The organism is Butyricimonas sp. DFI.6.44 (genome assembly GCF_022132345.1).
In the GTDB taxonomy this organism is placed as follows: Bacteria; Bacteroidota; Bacteroidia; order Bacteroidales; family Marinifilaceae; genus Butyricimonas; species Butyricimonas muris.
In genome coordinates, this window is the sequence record NZ_JAKNJD010000007.1 from 119,718 (window position 1) to 136,479 (window position 16,762).

10 protein-coding genes are annotated in these 16,762 nt (G+C 44.5%); 1 reads left to right on the top strand and 9 read right to left on the bottom strand.

Annotated features, from left to right (window positions below; all coding sequences use genetic code 11):
- The first annotated feature begins 79 nt into the window (after positions 1-79).
- Positions 80-1,762 (top strand): AMP-binding protein, encoded by a 1,683-nt coding sequence (locus L0M98_RS11040; RefSeq protein WP_227215898.1) that lies wholly within the window; start codon positions 80-82, stop codon positions 1,760-1,762.
- An 82-nt stretch (positions 1,763-1,844) separates the two neighbouring features.
- On the opposite strand, the gene L0M98_RS11045 is transcribed toward L0M98_RS11040, so the two are convergent.
- From L0M98_RS11045 to L0M98_RS11085, 9 genes are all read right to left on the bottom strand, one after another.
- Entirely contained in the window at positions 1,845-2,798 is a 954-nt protein-coding gene (locus tag L0M98_RS11045) for a hypothetical protein (RefSeq protein ID WP_099293658.1), read from the bottom strand.
- Positions 2,799-2,879: 81 nt separating this feature from the next.
- The gene (locus tag L0M98_RS11050) at positions 2,880-5,771 is read right to left on the bottom strand and encodes a BACON domain-containing protein (protein ID WP_227215899.1); all 2,892 of its coding nucleotides are present in this window, start codon (positions 5,769-5,771) and stop codon (positions 2,880-2,882) included.
- Between the two features lie 19 nt (positions 5,772-5,790).
- Positions 5,791-7,092, bottom strand: coding sequence for a DUF4302 domain-containing protein (locus L0M98_RS11055; protein WP_227215900.1), 1,302 nt, complete (start codon positions 7,090-7,092; stop codon positions 5,791-5,793).
- 2 nt (positions 7,093-7,094) lie between these two features.
- Positions 7,095-7,985, bottom strand: coding sequence for a substrate import-associated zinc metallohydrolase lipoprotein (locus L0M98_RS11060; protein ID WP_227215901.1), 891 nt, complete (start codon positions 7,983-7,985; stop codon positions 7,095-7,097).
- Between the two features lie 16 nt (positions 7,986-8,001).
- Positions 8,002-9,537: a RagB/SusD family nutrient uptake outer membrane protein gene (locus L0M98_RS11065; RefSeq protein ID WP_227215902.1), complete on the bottom strand. Its 1,536-nt coding sequence runs from the start codon at positions 9,535-9,537 to the stop codon at positions 8,002-8,004.
- Positions 9,538-9,551: 14 nt separating this feature from the next.
- Entirely contained in the window at positions 9,552-12,965 is a 3,414-nt protein-coding gene (locus L0M98_RS11070; RefSeq protein ID WP_227215903.1) for a SusC/RagA family TonB-linked outer membrane protein, read from the bottom strand.
- Positions 12,966-12,990: 25 nt separating this feature from the next.
- Positions 12,991-14,352: a DUF4302 domain-containing protein gene (locus L0M98_RS11075; protein WP_227215904.1), complete on the bottom strand. Its 1,362-nt coding sequence runs from the start codon at positions 14,350-14,352 to the stop codon at positions 12,991-12,993.
- Between the two features lie 10 nt (positions 14,353-14,362).
- The gene (locus tag L0M98_RS11080) at positions 14,363-15,223 is read right to left on the bottom strand and encodes a zinc-binding metallopeptidase (protein ID WP_227215905.1); all 861 of its coding nucleotides are present in this window, start codon (positions 15,221-15,223) and stop codon (positions 14,363-14,365) included.
- 18 nt (positions 15,224-15,241) lie between these two features.
- Complete coding sequence (locus tag L0M98_RS11085; RefSeq protein ID WP_227215906.1) at positions 15,242-16,756, bottom strand: RagB/SusD family nutrient uptake outer membrane protein; 1,515 nt, start codon at positions 16,754-16,756, stop codon at positions 15,242-15,244.
- Positions 16,757-16,762 lie beyond the last annotated feature (6 nt).

The following is a 16,762-nucleotide window of genomic DNA, read 5'->3' on the forward strand; positions in this document are numbered from 1 at the left end:
TACTCTATTTTGCAATATTTTAACGACAACGTATTATTTTCTTTATTATCTTTGTAGGGAAAATTCATATTATTAGAACATGACTTTAAAGAAATTGACGTTACCGGAACTCTTGAAAACAAGCTGTTCCAAGTTTTCAAAAAATTTGTCTTTAAATTTTGTCGCAAGCGGAAAAAAAACTTACCAAGATTTATATAACGAAGTTGTATCTATTGCCAATCATTTACTTCATTTGGGCGTAAAGAAAGGTGATAAGGTAGCCATATTAAGCGCGAATATGCCGAACTGGGGAATCACCCAATTTGCCATCGCGAACATCGGGGCTATTGCCGTACCTGTCTTGCCGGGATTCTGCGCCACGGAATTGCAGAATATTCTGGAACACGCGGAAGTAAAGGTAATCTTCGTTTCCCGCCTACTGGCAAAATGTCTTGAAGATGTGAAAACACCTTATCTAGAACATAAAATCCTGATCAATAACTTCGCCACGATGCCGGAAGGATGTTACCAACCGGAAGATTTGGACAAGTTAGTACCGGATATCGATTTGAATAACACGACTCCTCTCCCGGAAATTTCCATCGAGGAGGAAGACATCGCGTCGATCATCTATACTTCAGGAACAACCGGATTCTCGAAAGGTGTAGTACTGACACACAAAAACCTCGTGTGGGACGCACGCCAATGCTGTACTATCCAACACGTGAGTGAAGCCGATCGCTTCTTGAGTATATTGCCGATGGCACATACTTACGAGAACACGCTGGGACTTTTGCTACCGCTTATGTTCGGTGCTCAAGTTTTCTATCTCGACCGTGTACCGACACCGAAATTACTGGTTCCGGCGATGCAGAAAATACGTCCTACCGTTGTTTTGTCCGTGCCGTTGATTATCGAAAAGATATATAAATCGCAAGTTTTACCCAAATTCACGAGTTCAAAACTCATGAGTGCGATTTATAAGTTTGCACCGACTCGTAAACTTTTGAATCGTATGGCGGGCAAGAAACTGATGGAAACATTCGGGGGAGAATTGGTATTTTTCGGAATCGGTGGTTCCAAATTGGACGGTACCGTGGAGCAATTTCTGCGGGAAGCTAAATTCCCCTACGCTATCGGTTACGGTCTGACGGAAACCGCTCCCATGGCTGCCGGTTCGAATCCTTCGCAAACATTCCTGCAAGGAGTAGGTCCTATCATGGAAGGGGTTGACATCCGTATCGACAATCCGGACAAATCCGGACAAGGGGAAATCTGGATTAAAGGTCCCAACGTGATGCAAGGGTACTATAAACGCCCGGAACTCAATGCCGAGGTCTTCACCGAAGACGGTTGGTTTAAAACCGGGGACTTGGGTACATTGGACAAGAAAGGTCGTCTGGCTATCCGAGGAAGAATTAAAACGATGATATTAGGTGCGTCCGGTGAAAATATCTACCCGGAAGAAATAGAATCTATCATCAATAATTTCCGTTTCGTGAACGAGTCTTTGGTCGTTGAAAATAGCGGTAAACTTGTTGCCATGGTTCATTTCAACATGGAAGAACTGGAAAAACAATACCAGAAATTCAAAGATCAAGCCGGAGATTATAAAAAGAAGATCAACGATTATATCGAAGAACAAAAACAAGAACTTCGCGATTACGTGAATGCACGGGTAAATAATTTCTCAAAATTACAACTGGTAATGGTTCAACACGAACCGTTTGAAAAAACCCCGACTCACAAGATCAAGCGTTTTCTTTATAATAAAATGAATTAATCATTCTTTTTTATCTAGAATATTTACAAGAGAAAGAGGTTGCCCAGACAACCTCTTTTTCGATTCTATCCATTTCTTGTATTCATTTTTTCATTAAATCCGCCGTGAAATTTCCATTTAATTTCGGGTCGAAAAGATTAATCAACATATTGATTATCTCAGCATCTGTCTTTAAAATCATTCCGGTAGACACGCTGATTTTAGCGGGAATAATATCTTTCTCTGCATCCATTGGTCCCAATTCGATCGAGATTTGTTTAATCAATAATTCGAAATCATTCAAATTATTGTTCTGAACCAAATCTTTAATTCCTTCAATCTCCGAAATAAACGGGAAGTCGGCTAAAGGATAAGACACGTCTTTAAGTATGGTGATCGTGTCTGTCCGGGGAATATCCAAACGAAATTCATCTTCTTCGATCGGAATCGTGAAAGAATCCGGTAATTCCAATTTTGTCAACAGCGGGGAGATTACCCGAATCAAATTACTTTCCTCTCCTCCCTCTTTTTCTATCGTGAAAGAGAGCAGAGCCAACAATTCATTCAAGGTTCCCTCGGGCAATTCCGGTATAAAATCATCCAACGCGATCTCTTTACCGGAAAAATACAAGGCAAGTCCCCAGTTCTGACTCATCCATTCACCGCACCAACGTTCACGGGGGTCCACGTAAGCCGTGGTTTTGAAAGGTTCTCCTTTAACCCATTGCGTGTATTCCTCCCCTCGGACTCCCCGCACTTCCCAATTATAATCCGTTTCACGTTGCAAAGACTCCGTCCCGAACGAGGTACCTTCCAATTCCATGACTTCTCCCTCGTTAAATCTTATTTCATATTTATCGGCGTTTCCTTTCCAAAGTAAAATCGCGCTATTATACGTGTAGCTTGCTACCCTCAAATCCGAGGGGGCAACTAATGCCTCCGGGGTTTCAGTACCGGGATCAGGCACTTCCGGCTCGTTCTCGTTATCATCACTACATCCGACAAAAAGAGATGTCAGAAAAAGTATTCCTAATATGTGTATCCATCTAGTCTTCATATCCAATATTTTTAAATTCAAAAGGTGTTCGAGAGGCAAACATCAAGAGTCTTTATACCTCTCGAACAATCTCTATTTCAATCATTCCGTTTTACCGGGAGGAGGAGCCAATATAACCCCATTCTGCTGTTCTCGAATTGACCAGTTAGGGTGACTCTCCATTTTAGACCACAAATTCAGCGGAATTGTCCCTGTCAATCTGTTGCCACTTAAATGCAAAACACTCGTCGAGAGAGAAAAACCACCTTCACTAATTTTCTCCGGAATAGCACCTTCAAAATTATTATCACGTAAATCAAGGTTGTTCAACTTGAAATTAGCAAAATCAACAGAAAGTTCTCCACTTAATTGATTATCTTGCAAATAAAGATCCTTCAAAGTGGTTACCTTAAATAAAGTAGATGGTATCTCTCCCACCAGCCTATTCGAATCCAGACACAAGTATGTCAATTTAGGCAACAACGCTAAAGTACTCGGTATTTCACCCTCCAACTGATTATTAGTTAATTCTATCCTTGACAATCCCGTCATGTTCTTATTCCAATCCATTGGTATGGTCCCTGACAATGAGTTTCTGGATAATTTCACAGTAGCTAATGCTGTCAATTTGCCCAATGAAGGTATCGTCCCTTCCAAACGATTATCCGATACATCCAATGTTTTCAAGGCATACATATTACCGATCTCCGGGCATAAACCTATCAATCGATTGTTACTCAAGTCAAGTTTAGTTACTTTTACCAAGTTGTCGACAGAAGAAGGAATAATTCCCGTTAATTGATTATTTTTCAATTCAATGGAAGTAACTTCCCTCATTCCGCCGATCGTTGCGGGAATATTCCCTGTCAATTGATTGCTATTCAAATTTAACGTGGTAACATTTACCAAATCCCCGATAGATTCCGGTATCGTCCCGCTAATATTATTACCGCTCATGTTCAGCGTGATCAATGATTTACATCCACCAATATCTTCCGGTATAAAATTGAAGTTATTTCCAGTGATGGTCAATGTTTTAAGATTCACTAGACTTCCCAATGAAGTACACAGGTCGGAGAACGAACTATTGGTTATAGACAACGATTCCAAAGCCGTCAAATATCCCACTCCACCGGGAAGAGCACCTTGCACATTCTTGCAATTGGACAAAGAAAGCGTCTTCAACGACACCATGCGTTCGACAGGTTCTACTGACGTGAATCCAGTCGTAGAAAGACTCAGGTATTCCAATTTTGTCAATTTTGCCCAGTTCTCCGACATCGGACCGGCAAAACCGGTTGTGATGGTCAATCTTTTCAAATTCTCGAGATCACCTATCACATCCAACGCATCATAGAAAGAGAAATTCAAGGTCAAATCTTCAAGGCTTTCCAAAGCCCCAAATTCTACCGGAAATTCTGTAAAATCACCTCTCAACGATAACTTTTTCAAATTCGTCAACCTACTGATTTCTGGCGGTATCGGTCCGGAAACCCTACGCCCGGCAACAGTGTAACTACCACCGAAACTCAAAGTTTCCAAGTGAGTAAGTTCTCCGATTTTAGGAGAAATCTGTCCGTTTCCATCCGCCGGGAATGTAAGTTCAATCACTTTACCGTCACGTGTTTTCACCCCATACCACTCTTCTATCGGTTTTTCCATAGACCAAGCTTTTTTAAAAACGTCAGGCCAATTCTCGAAATCCAAAGCTAATGCTATTTCATAGATGATTTTCCGCTCGTCAAGATCCGCTTCTATACCTCCGGCCTGAACGACAGTCAATGTATCAACAGTTTCGTGATTATCTATCCCTCGCACAAAAATTTTAGCCATACGCTGCGTTTTATCAATCGGGTTCTCTGTCAATTTGATCCGCATACTTCCCGATGCTAACCCAAAAGTCACGGGAGCAGGCTGAATCCAATTAGCATGGTTGGGAATAACAAGTTCATAACGCCCGTCAATATTATCCGAGATGTTCAACGTGTAGGTTGCTTCTTCCCGCGGAGCTGTCAATACTCTGTCTACAACAAATTCGGAATCCTCGATCACAATAATCTCCCGATCTATCTGTAAAACTTTTATTTCCGCGTACAATGACGGGGTATTTCTATCCCTGACGGTAACCACGCAATTTCTGGTTCCTCCATCCATAAATTCATCTACTTGCAGCAACAAACGATCCACTCTGGGCGAGCGTTGACGTCCGGGATCCAAACGCAGCCAGTCCACGTCTTGCGGAATCTCCACGTCATATGTTACGTTCGAACGTAAATCAATTTTCAACGTCTGCCCCTCTAGCGGCACGACATATTCTGACCGGGAAAGCACAATAACATCCCGCTGCACTTGATAAACATAAACGGTATCTCTCAACTTCTCGTCCTCGACACTCATAAAAATAATCTCTCCTACCCGGGCACTTTCATCCCGTGTCGCGTCAATTTTAAAAGACATGGATTTATTTTCCAACCCGCGAGCCAAACCACTACTTCTGCCTTCCGGCAAAACCGTGATCCAAGAGGCGGATGCTGCCGGAATCTCTACTCGATAGTCGATATTGGTTTGCAAGTTGACGGTTACCTCGTCTCCTTCCATCCCGATATCGTCAAACTTGTCTTTCGAAAGAATGATAGCATCCTTCTTTTTCTGGTACACGGTCAACGTGTACTTCTTTCCTCCCGCCGAAAGCGTGACATTCACACTACGATCGTCATATTCCGTGTTCGGTTCCAAGGTAAAGTTCACGATTGTCGTTCCGGCTTCCCCGTTTTTCGGTTCGTAAGAACACCAGCCATCTCCGCCTTCCAATGTCCACGGGATATCCGAAGTAATAATCGTTCGTTCGGTAAGCCTTCCCGATGGAATTATCAACTCTAAATCTGATATTTCCACCTTGTCGGAGATAAACTTTTTCAATGATTCTTCCTCATCGCTACAGCTATACCCCATGTAGGTTATCAACAATATTATCAGTAATCTTATCGTTTTCATAATCTTCATTGTTAATTAATTAATCCCTACCTTCTTTCGCGCTACATAGTCCCCAAACGGTACTATCGCCGTTTTTAACGATAAACGTCTGCTTCCCAAAGGCAAGCACTGTCAATCCTTCCGATGTCAGAAACAATGGCTCCAATATTTTCTCGTAAGAAAAACCAAACCAAGAATAATCGGTATTCGTCACCGCCCCGCCAATCTCGTATCTCGGAAATTCAGGTTTCGTGAACACGATACAATCACCGATTCCGTCATCCACAATCGTATGCGGGTATAAAGTTGCATAAGTGGCAATACCGGTTTCCCTACGCATATAGAGTTCCACCCCGGCGTAACCCGCCAGATTCCAGTAGAAACGAAATTCTTCTACTCCTCTATCTTTAGGAACCAACACGTCAAATCCACTTCCACACTCCACCAGATTAAAACCGTCATACTTTTTGGAAGCAGCGACAGCTCCCGGATAACGTACCAGACAATTCTGTTCTTTGTTTTCCGCTCTAAAAAAATGACCTTTCTCGTCTGCATCCACAATACTCATGACACCATTGGCATTAATCGTCACTTCCGAAAAAGTGATACCCGCGAAAGTGACCGGTTCATCAAAACGAATCCCCCGCGGAGTGGAAGACCACGGCAGGCGATACGCTTGTACCGAATTTCCTTCCGGGCATACCATGTAAACCATACGCATTTTCTGGCTATACAGGAAGCAAGCCAGCTGATCGCCGATTTGTAAATAATGGTATAACGGCAGTTGCGGGTCAACAGCGAAACGCTGTACCATTTCCCGGTTATGCTCCATGTTATCCCAATCTTCTGCGGCAGCCCATTCCAATATCACTTTCCTTTTCTTTTTCTTCGAGAGAAATTCGATTTTCCGGTCACTGACATTCTGGATCAGGAACTCGTACTCCCCGCCGAAACCGAGTCCCGGTTTACCACCGATAACATCGGGTGTAGGATCCGCCAACTTATGCAATAAGGAATAGGTTCCGAAACTTAATATCGGTCCTTGAGAAGTATTAAAAGAATAGTTACTTTCCGTCACATCTTGATCTCCGTCCCATTGCATCGCTACACGATTGCCGTCATGGAACCTCATCAAAAAGGTAAAAGCCCCGTATTGGCTCGTGTCCGGGTAATATACCAATTTCCAGCCGTGGGGAGCTTCCTGCAACACGGCTTCACATTCTTCTATGTATTTCGTGATCCGGTGAGTTGATATATCATCAAAAACGTAGTCGTTATTTACCTCACACCCCGCGATGAAGGTCAACATCCCGATCAATACGTATATCATTATCTTACTCATAGCTAGTCGTCATTAGATTGTTCTTCTTCATTATCCTGTTTACCTTCCTTCAGAATCTTGGCAATTTCGTCCTGCACCAGTTTACGCAATTGGTGCATATCAATTCCCCAAACATTCTTCATGTACTGTAGCATGATGGTTTCTTTTTCTTTCAATTTTTTCCTCGCTTCCTCGGAATCCGGGTATAAAAACATCCCCTGCCAATTTTCTTCATCCATCATAATAAATTTTGCTACTGTTTCGGCAAAATCCTCGTTAGCATCCGCCGCCGCGTAATTGGACACGAAACCCAATTGATAAGGATCAGAGATTGCAGCCCAATTCGTCGTGTAGTCCATCGCGCTGATTTCCTCGAAAGCCGGCGGATATTTTTCCAACTGGTGCAAGATATGCACGTACTCGTGATGGAACGTATTCGTGTTCCGTAACAACATACCTTCCTCGTAAGGATCGGAATTGTTGATCGAATAGACCGTAATCCGGTTACCCTGTTCCGCTTCACCCAAAAGATAAAGACCGTCCTCCAAGTATCCAGCCGAACCCACGAGCATCAACTGTTTCGGGGCTGTTTTATTGAAAAAAGAAACTCCCCCCAATTTAATATACGGCTCCATCCATACCCGACGAATCACATCGAGAAAGGGAATCACCCGGTCTTCAGAAGGCGGAACCAGATTCAGTTCCTGATTGGTCTCAAAGTCGCGCCATTTATAAATCACATCTATGTTATGAGATTGAGTAAAATTCTCCATGATCCAAACATCCGTTTCCGTCAACGGTTCTGGAGTCGTATCCAGAATTGTATCTGAAAAATCGTCATCATCCGAACAAGCTGCCAACAATCCGGTAAACAAGATTGTAAATATCCAATATTTTAAACGATTCATTTTCATAAGGATAAATTTAAGGTTAACGTTCATTGGGTATTACCCCCACCTTCTGTGCTTCCTGCGGGATTTGTAACGCACGCCGCTTATCGTAGCGCTCCAAAGCAATCTCCGTTCCCTCCCAATGCAACGTATGCACCACGGGCAAGTGGAAACGCTTGATATCAAACCAACGCATGCCCTCCTGCATAAATTCCTTGCGGCGCAGGTAAGCAATAGCCATCATCAGGTACAATTTGTTCTTATCGGCATCCAATTCCGCCTTATAGTGAGGTTCCGGACGCTGGTTATCCCATGAAGGTTCTTGGAAATAGGTTATAATTCTCTTCATGTTCAAACCATGCTTTACCGGATCGTAATCCGATGTTCTCATACTCAAGAAGCGATTAATCGTTTGCAAGGCACGTGTCGTATCCCCCAGCATCGTATACGCTTCCGCCCGATTCAACGCGACATCTTCCACCGTGAACATCGGCATATTCACGTAAGTGTTTCCCCAATTAGATGTTTCCGATATATTCTTAAAGTAAGCATAAAACTTTACCATCGATGATACTGAAGTTCCCGTACCTTCCTTCCGGTACACCCAACGCCCGCGTTGAAGATTGTTGGAAGAATTGGGGTGAAATAAAGAATAAGCCATCGCCGGACTCAACACGTAACGCGAGTTCTTCGGGGGACAAGTCTGGTACAAATCATTCCAGTAAGTTTCCATACACACGGCAAGCAGGATGTTTGCCAAAGCGGGGTTCGTGTATTCTTTCATGTATTCCATGATAGTCATATTATTCAACACGCTATAATCCCGCATTTCCGTGGCAAAGTTCTCCGGTGCCGCCTGTAAAGTATGGTAAACCACCTTATCCCAATCCGTACCCTTGTAAGTATAGAATCGCGCAGCGAACGCGTGAGCCGCCCGCTTCGTGAAATGGAATTTAGGCATAGTATAACTTTTATCATCTATCAAAGCCAGACCTCGGCGAAGATCCGATTCAATCATATCGTACACCTCTTCCATTGTATTGCGCGTATACTCTTTGATCGCCACGGTTTCCGGCTCCGTCACGTAAGGAATCCCCGGAGCCGTCGATGCCGTGGCAGGATCGTAATGTTCCGCCCACAAATTAACGAGCAGGAAATGCCCCAAAGCCCGGCATAACAAGGCTTCACCCCGCATTGCGTTATAGTTCTCCTGATCCGGTTTACTGTCAATCACCCGCAAAGCATAATTCGCTGCGGCGATTCCCTCGTACCATCCAGTCCACACGGCAAAAGGAGAATCCGCATCACTATCCGTCCCGTCCTTCCAATGGTACATCTCATCGTCGGTTACCGCGGTCGCACAACTATTGCTGAACCCTCTATCCGCCACGTTATCACTCATCATCTCGCAAATCACAAAATAACTGGAGCGCGGATAAGCATTCACTAATAATTCTTTTATATCACTTGGACTCTCAACTTTTGCCCGATCGTCCGGTTCCTCATTCAGGAAGTCGTCACACCCGCAGAATAGCAGTAGTCCCATCATGATAAATGTCAAATTACTTTTCTTCATAGCAAAATATTTAGTTAGAATCCAAATTTCAATGTAAACGTGTATTGCCTCGGCACGGGAAGCGCAACCCCACCGGAACGCACGAACTCGGGATCTTGCCCTTTCAGTTTTTTATCCGACAATAACAGGGCTACATTAGAAATCGCCGCTCTTACGGATAAATTATTCAGCTTTATTTTCTTCACGATATTCGACGGCACGTTGTAGGTCACGTAAATATCTTTCAAGCGAATGAAATCCCCTTTAGCCACGCGTACGTTAGAATAATTATAAGCATTGTACGCTCTTTCCAGATAAGGGTAATTCTGATTATCGCGCACGGTAGGGATAGCCGGAATATTGGTTATCTCTTCATCTCCGGGCAACATCCAGCGATCAGCAAATTCTCGTCCCATTCCCAACAAATCGGAATACCGGGCACTGAATGAAGGGTAAAGACGCAATTTACTTCCGAACTGGTACGTGAAGAATATACCTACCTTGAAATTCTTGAAGTTAAACGTGTTGTCAAACCCACCAATCATTTTCGGGTCAACCGGTCCCTCGTAAATCAAGTAATCCGTTTTATTCACCTCTTCAAAATTAACCTCCCCGACAGTAGCTACCCCGTTCTCGTTCATCAACACGGGCATACCTTCACTATTCAATCCGACAAACGGTATGGAATAGAGTCCCCGCACAGGGTAATTCTCCTTCGGGTATCCCTCTACCGGCAACAAGTCTATCACCCGCGGGTTCGAGTACAAGTTGGTAATTTTATTCTTGTTGTAAGAGAAGGTCATATTTGTTTCCCACTTGAAACCACGGGTATTGATATTTTTCGTGTTCAACGTGAACTCAAACCCGTGAGAAGTCATATCCGCGTAGTTGGCAAACTTGAAACTCTTTCCCCCGATACCGGCAGACCGCATCAAACCGATCAAATCGAAACCGGAACGCTTGTACCAGTCAACAGTCAGACTGAAACGGTTATTGAATATACCCAAGTCCATACCGATGTTCAACTCGTATTGCTTTTCCCAAGTAATATCAGAGTTCTCCAGTTCCTCGATATAAATACCGTTCTCCCGGTAATCCACCGGACGATACTGTATCGCGTTTCTATATACCACTGCCGCATTAGTGGCGGGTCCCATGTTAGCCGTCAACCCGTATGTCGCGCGGAATGTCCATCTTGACAACCACTCGGTATGCCGCAGGAACCATTCACTCTTCAAATGCCATGCACCACTGACGTTCCACGTCGGCAGCCAACGGGAAGTTTTCGATTTACCCAATTTGTTGGAACCGTCATAACGTACCGTACCGTTCAACGTGTACCGCTCGTTGAAGGAATACCCCGCCGTGGCAAACAGAGCCACAAACCGATCGGTCATATTTTTGTAATCGAAATAAGAAAGTCCTTGTTCTATCGCTTTTTTCAATATCCTGTAATCCACGAAAGGAACATTTCCCCGGTCATATTGCATCCCGTAACCATAGTTCTCGGAAGCCGTACGTTTGGTACTTTTCAATTCCATTCCCACCAACACGCTCACGTTGTGGAAATCATTCAATAAATCGTTGTAACCCGCCATCCCGCGGAAATAATAGTTCAGCAGGGAGTTATCCGAACGGGTATAGAAACCACCTTTCGGCAACACGGAAACAGGTACCCCGGTAATATTATCCGGGTCCCGGTACAAATTACCGTTATATTCGCGTACCATCGTGTTATAATCCGCCCGGTAAGACTCCGCCATATTGGAATTTTCGTGAATCTGATGTTCCCGGCTACTCTTCACGTAACGCACGGAACCCATCAATTTCACGTTAAGCGGCCTCCACGGTTTCAACTCCACTTCCGCTTGAAACCGCGTATCCAACAACTCGATATCAATCTGGTTATTATCCAACTCGTTCAAGATGCTGAACGGGGCATAATTCATCACGTAATACTCGGGATTTCCATTGTCATCCCTCGGACGCAGCACCCGGCTTGTGTTTAAGGCATAACTGAACGGGTTGATATCAAACGCCCGCGAAATTGTTCCCGCTTGCGCATCCACTGCCCGGGAAAGGGTTCCCGGTGCTTTCTGCAAACGCATGGAGCCGTTTGTCAATATGTTTATACTAATCCACTTGGCAAGATCTATCGTTGTATTGATATTCGCCGTAAAACGCTTCACGTCATCCGTGGGCGACCACCCCGGGTCACCGAAATAACTCAAAGAAGCATAGAATCTAGCCTTTTCCAATCCCGTTGTCATGGACACGGAATGACTTTGCTGTATACTCGGGCGGAAAAGTGCCTTGAACCAATTCGTGTTCAACTTCTCGTATTTTTGCAAGAACTTTGCCCGTCCTTCCCGGGTATTCTCAACTTCAAAACCCGACTCGTCATAATAGTCACTCAAGGCATCGTACATTTTACGATAAACACCACCGTTAGCACCGTTCCGTATCCCCACGTAACTCAGCCAACCTTTACTTTCCAAATCAAGGTACACACCCATCTGTTGCTGGGAATTCATGATGTTGTACTCCCGATAGGAAGGCACTTGCCGCACGGAAAACTCTCCCGAATAATTCAACTTCATCTGTCCGACTTTACCCTTTTTAGTCGTGATTACAATCACGCCGTTCATGGCTCTCGCCCCGTAAAGAGCTGTTGCCGAAGCATCTTTCAATATCTGAAAAGTTTCGATATCATCCCCGTTCAGACCTGCCACGGCGGAACTGATCAAAGTAGTGGCGTCACCCGATGAAAGTTCGTCGGCACTAACCTCTACCACGTCTTCCAACACCACCCCGTCAATTACCCACAGAGGCCGCATTTCTCCGAAAATAGAAGAAGAACCTCGAATTTTCAATTTAGGAGCCGCACCGAAAGTACCCGACACGTTCTGTATGGCAACGCCGGCAGCTTTTCCTTGCAACATACGGGCGATGTCATTCGCCCCGTCCGATTCCAGCTGATCGGCTCTCACCACGGATGCCGCACCGGTAAAGAGTTTACGGTCAATCGTCTGGTAACCGGTCACAACGACCTCGTCAATAGATTGTACATCTTCCTGCAACACGACCTTTCTCAACGCCCTCGTGTCCGTGCTGCTTATTTCCCGGTTCTTGTAACCGACATAAGTAAATATCAAAGTATATTTCCCTCCCGGAAGTGTCAATTTAAATTTTCCATCGGCATCCGAAACCGTACCCGCTTGTGTACCTTTAATCTTAATCGTCACACCGGGAAGCGAAGTATTAGCTTCATCAAAAACCTGACCTTGTATAATGACACTGGAATCCTTTTTCACGGTATCCCGCGTGAAAACGTTCCTTGCCGTCATCACGTTACTTATCTCCCGCTCTGCGAACAAATGCCCGTTCCACGCTACAAGAAAAAATAACAGCAAGTATATATTTCGTAATTTATTCTGAATCATATTCATAAACATTCTTTTTAAATCACATCGATTATTCTTTTGTCAACACGATCCAACGTTTGGAGTCTGCCAGATTCACAAAATAATACTGATTATTACCGGCCGGAACAATCGTGAATCCTGCCGGGTCGGTGAAGAACCGCCGAAATGTTTCGTAAGTAATCTGAGATTCCATGTTCGACCAAAATTTATCATTATTACTCATCATCCTTCCCGGAATAAGCGAGAAGCGCAACTGGTCATCACGCAAAACCTCCATCTCCATACCCAAATCCAATGAACAATTCGCTTCGGCAAACCCGTTTTCCGCCCCGAAGAAACTCAGCCACGGACCGACCATCGTGCCATTGTAATTCAACTGCCACACGATTCTAATTTGTTTCAAACCGGCAAGCACCGCCAACGGATACCCGTTTTTCAACTCCTCGCACATAAACGACATATTGGAAAGCATTTTCACGATTTCCGACATAATAGCCATACTGGGTTCAAGTTTACCAATTTTCGCCAAACCAACCAGATCACTACCGCTCTGCATATCCCTCACCGAATTGTAGAATTGGAAAGGCGGTTTATGGCTATATTTCAAACTACCGATAACACCCGGAGTATTCGATTCAAACAAATCCTTTGCCTCGTTATATTTCAATGCGCCCAACACGACCCCGTTTACTTTAATTTTCGGCTGGAAGGCAATTCCTTCTTTCGTCCCGAAAACAGCCGTACGAGCCGTCTTGATTTCTTTCGTTTCATCATCGGCATACGTGTAACTTGCGCTACGGGTATCCGGATCATAAATCAGATTAATAGCCGTCTGGTTCATCATCAATCCCCTGAAAAAAGGTGCGTCTTTCGGTGGTGCCATCCGTTCGATATTCTTACGGGAAGCCTCCATTAACTCGGTCCAATCGGTTTCCTCAGCGGGAGTAAATACAAGTTTATTGCTGTATTTCTTTCCCAGAAACACGATAGAATCCGCCGAAATACTCTGTATCACGAACTCAAATTCTCCCTGTAATCCTTTTCCTTGGGGTTTATTTTTCGGATCTGCCAGATAGTGCAGGCAGGAATAAGTGTCAAAACTCAACACCGGACCTTGGGAAGCGTTAAAACTATAAGTAGAAAGCGTAGTTTCCTCCACGAAGTCGGTATACACTCTGACATTTTCCGAGTCCAGAAACTTCATCAACACATTATACCCCCCGTGGGTTTCCGGGTTAGGCACGTAAAGCATCCTCCAGCCGAACTCCGGTTTCACCAATTCTTGGGCACAATTATCAATCACTTTCTGAACCCGTACCACCGCATTCTCGTCAAATACCGTATCATTGTCCACGGTACAGGCAGTGAAGAATAGCCCCAGTATTATCCATGATAAATATATCTTTCTCATAATCTATGCTTTAATAGTTTCCTTGTACAACATCATCTATCGCCGTGTTTACAAGCTCCCGAAGCCTATCGATATCTATTCCCCACGACTCGTCAAGATAAGTTCTCACCATATCCAGCTTTTTCAGGATATTACTTTTCCCCGTTTCGTTCGAGATTTTCCCCAACAAGGCTTCCCACGATTCAGCCGTGTTTGTCACGTACTCCGCTACCACTTCCGCGAAATCCTCCCCCGGTTCTGCCATCGCGTAAGGTGTCACAAATCCCAGAGAACGGGCTTGTTCCACGCTATTCCCCGTCCATGTTGCAGAATAAGAATTCGGTGTAATCTGTTTAAATGCCAGATTATATTCCTTTTTCTGATTCAATATATGCGTAAACTCGTGGTGTAACACCCGGATGTAATGCATGACATTATCCCAATTTTTAGGATCATACTCCTCCAACTCATACAATACCACCTTTTTACCACCCTCGGCGGTACCTTGCGTCTTGGTACCGTCTTCATTCCAACCCGCACTTCCCAATAACAATATCTGCTTCGGAAAAATCGGGTTCATCACTTCCATCCCGCAAAGCTCCAGATAGGTATCAATCCACCCGTGCTTCACCATCCGCAAGAAAGGAACAATCGTGTCTATCTGCGCCGGTATCAAGTTCTTATTGGCTTCTGTTTCGATATCTTTCCAACGATAAAGAACCTCTATATTGTGCGGCTTCACGTAATTTTCAAAAATCCACGTGTCAACTTCGTTCCAGACAGGCTCCTTTATATCGTAGATCGAGTCGTCGAACTTGGCATTTTCACTACATCCCGTCCATAATGCTTGGAAGGAAATCAATATAATAATGCTAAATAAAACTTTTTTCATAATCATCCGATTTATCCATTAACGGGGATTCGGTTCCATCCCATAACTTACCGCTGTTACCGGAACCTGCAACAATCGCCGGGGATCGTCCTTGGTCAGAATATACTTATTCTGTGTTCCGTATTCCTTGTGTGTCACTTCTATATTGAAGCGTTTGACATCAAACCAACGCATACCTTCCGAGCAAAACTCTCTCCGCTTCAGATCAGTGATATATTTCAACACCAGCATCTGGTCTGCATCTATCTGATCTTTATACCATGGTTCCAATTCCACGCCATTCTTCTGTTCCCCGTAAAAACGTTTGATTTTTTCCAACGTCACGGTATGAGAAGTCGGGTTATAACTGGTAATGCGCGTACTCAGAAACAGGTTAATATCCGCCAGAGCTTTGTCATAATCCTTTGTCATCGTGTAGGCTTCCGCCCGGTTCAACGCCACTTCTTCCATCGAGAAAGCCACGCAAAAAACATAGGGACGCCCTGTTGTCGATCCGGGATACGTGTTCTTGAAATACTCGTATGATTTGTACAAAACGTAAGTCGGCGCTGCGCCGAAAATCGGATAGATCAATTTCCCGCCGCATACCGGATCGTTATCCGGGAATATTTCGTTCTTCTTGCTCAACGAAAGCCCGTAACGGGAGAAACTCTCCGCCCGCCACCAGATGGAAACCCCGTTGGTCAACAACAATATGGCAGGTTCCCCGTAATTCGTGTACAATTTCATGTACTCGATCACGTTCGAAGACACGGGCAAATAATTCTGCGTGTAATTTCTCAACAAATCTTTGTACCCGGTTCCTTCTCCCAAAACCTCCGTGCAATACGCCTGTACCTTATCCCACGAATCACCGCGATACAGATAATAACGGGCTGCAAACGCCGCCCCGGCAGCCTTCGTGAAATGGTATTTGGCAACATCGTAAGCGTTGTCTCGCAACAGAGGCAAACCTTCCGTCAAGTCACGCTCGATAAACTCGTACACCTCTTTCACCGTGTTACGGGTATAAATCACGAGAGCCTCCTTTTCCGGTTTTTCCACGTAAGCCACGCCTAAATCACTTGCCATCGTCGCCGGGTTATAATGTTTCCCCCAGAAATTGACCAGCATGAAATGAGCGTATGCCCTCGCGACGAGCGCTTCTCCCCTGTACGGTTGAAGTTCCGGGGTATTTCCAAGGTTATCAATGGCTTCCAGCGCGTGATTCGCCGCAGCAATGGCACGATAACAAGCATCCCAGTATTTCGTGGGTGAATCATAATCGTTGGTCGTGTTTTCCTCCCATTTATAAGCCTCTTCCTGCATCTGCGGATACACGGAAACCTGCCACGTACCCTTATCGTCAGCGTTATCACTCATCCACTCGCCTTGCAGCATATAATGTCCCTCCGGGTATGCCGAAACCAACAAGGCCTTGATCGACTCAACGTCCTTCAACTCGGTACGGTCATCGGGCACCTCACTCAAAAATGACTCACAGCCGAGAAAAAGAGTCGAAAACAATAATATAATAAAAATATACGATCTCATAAATAT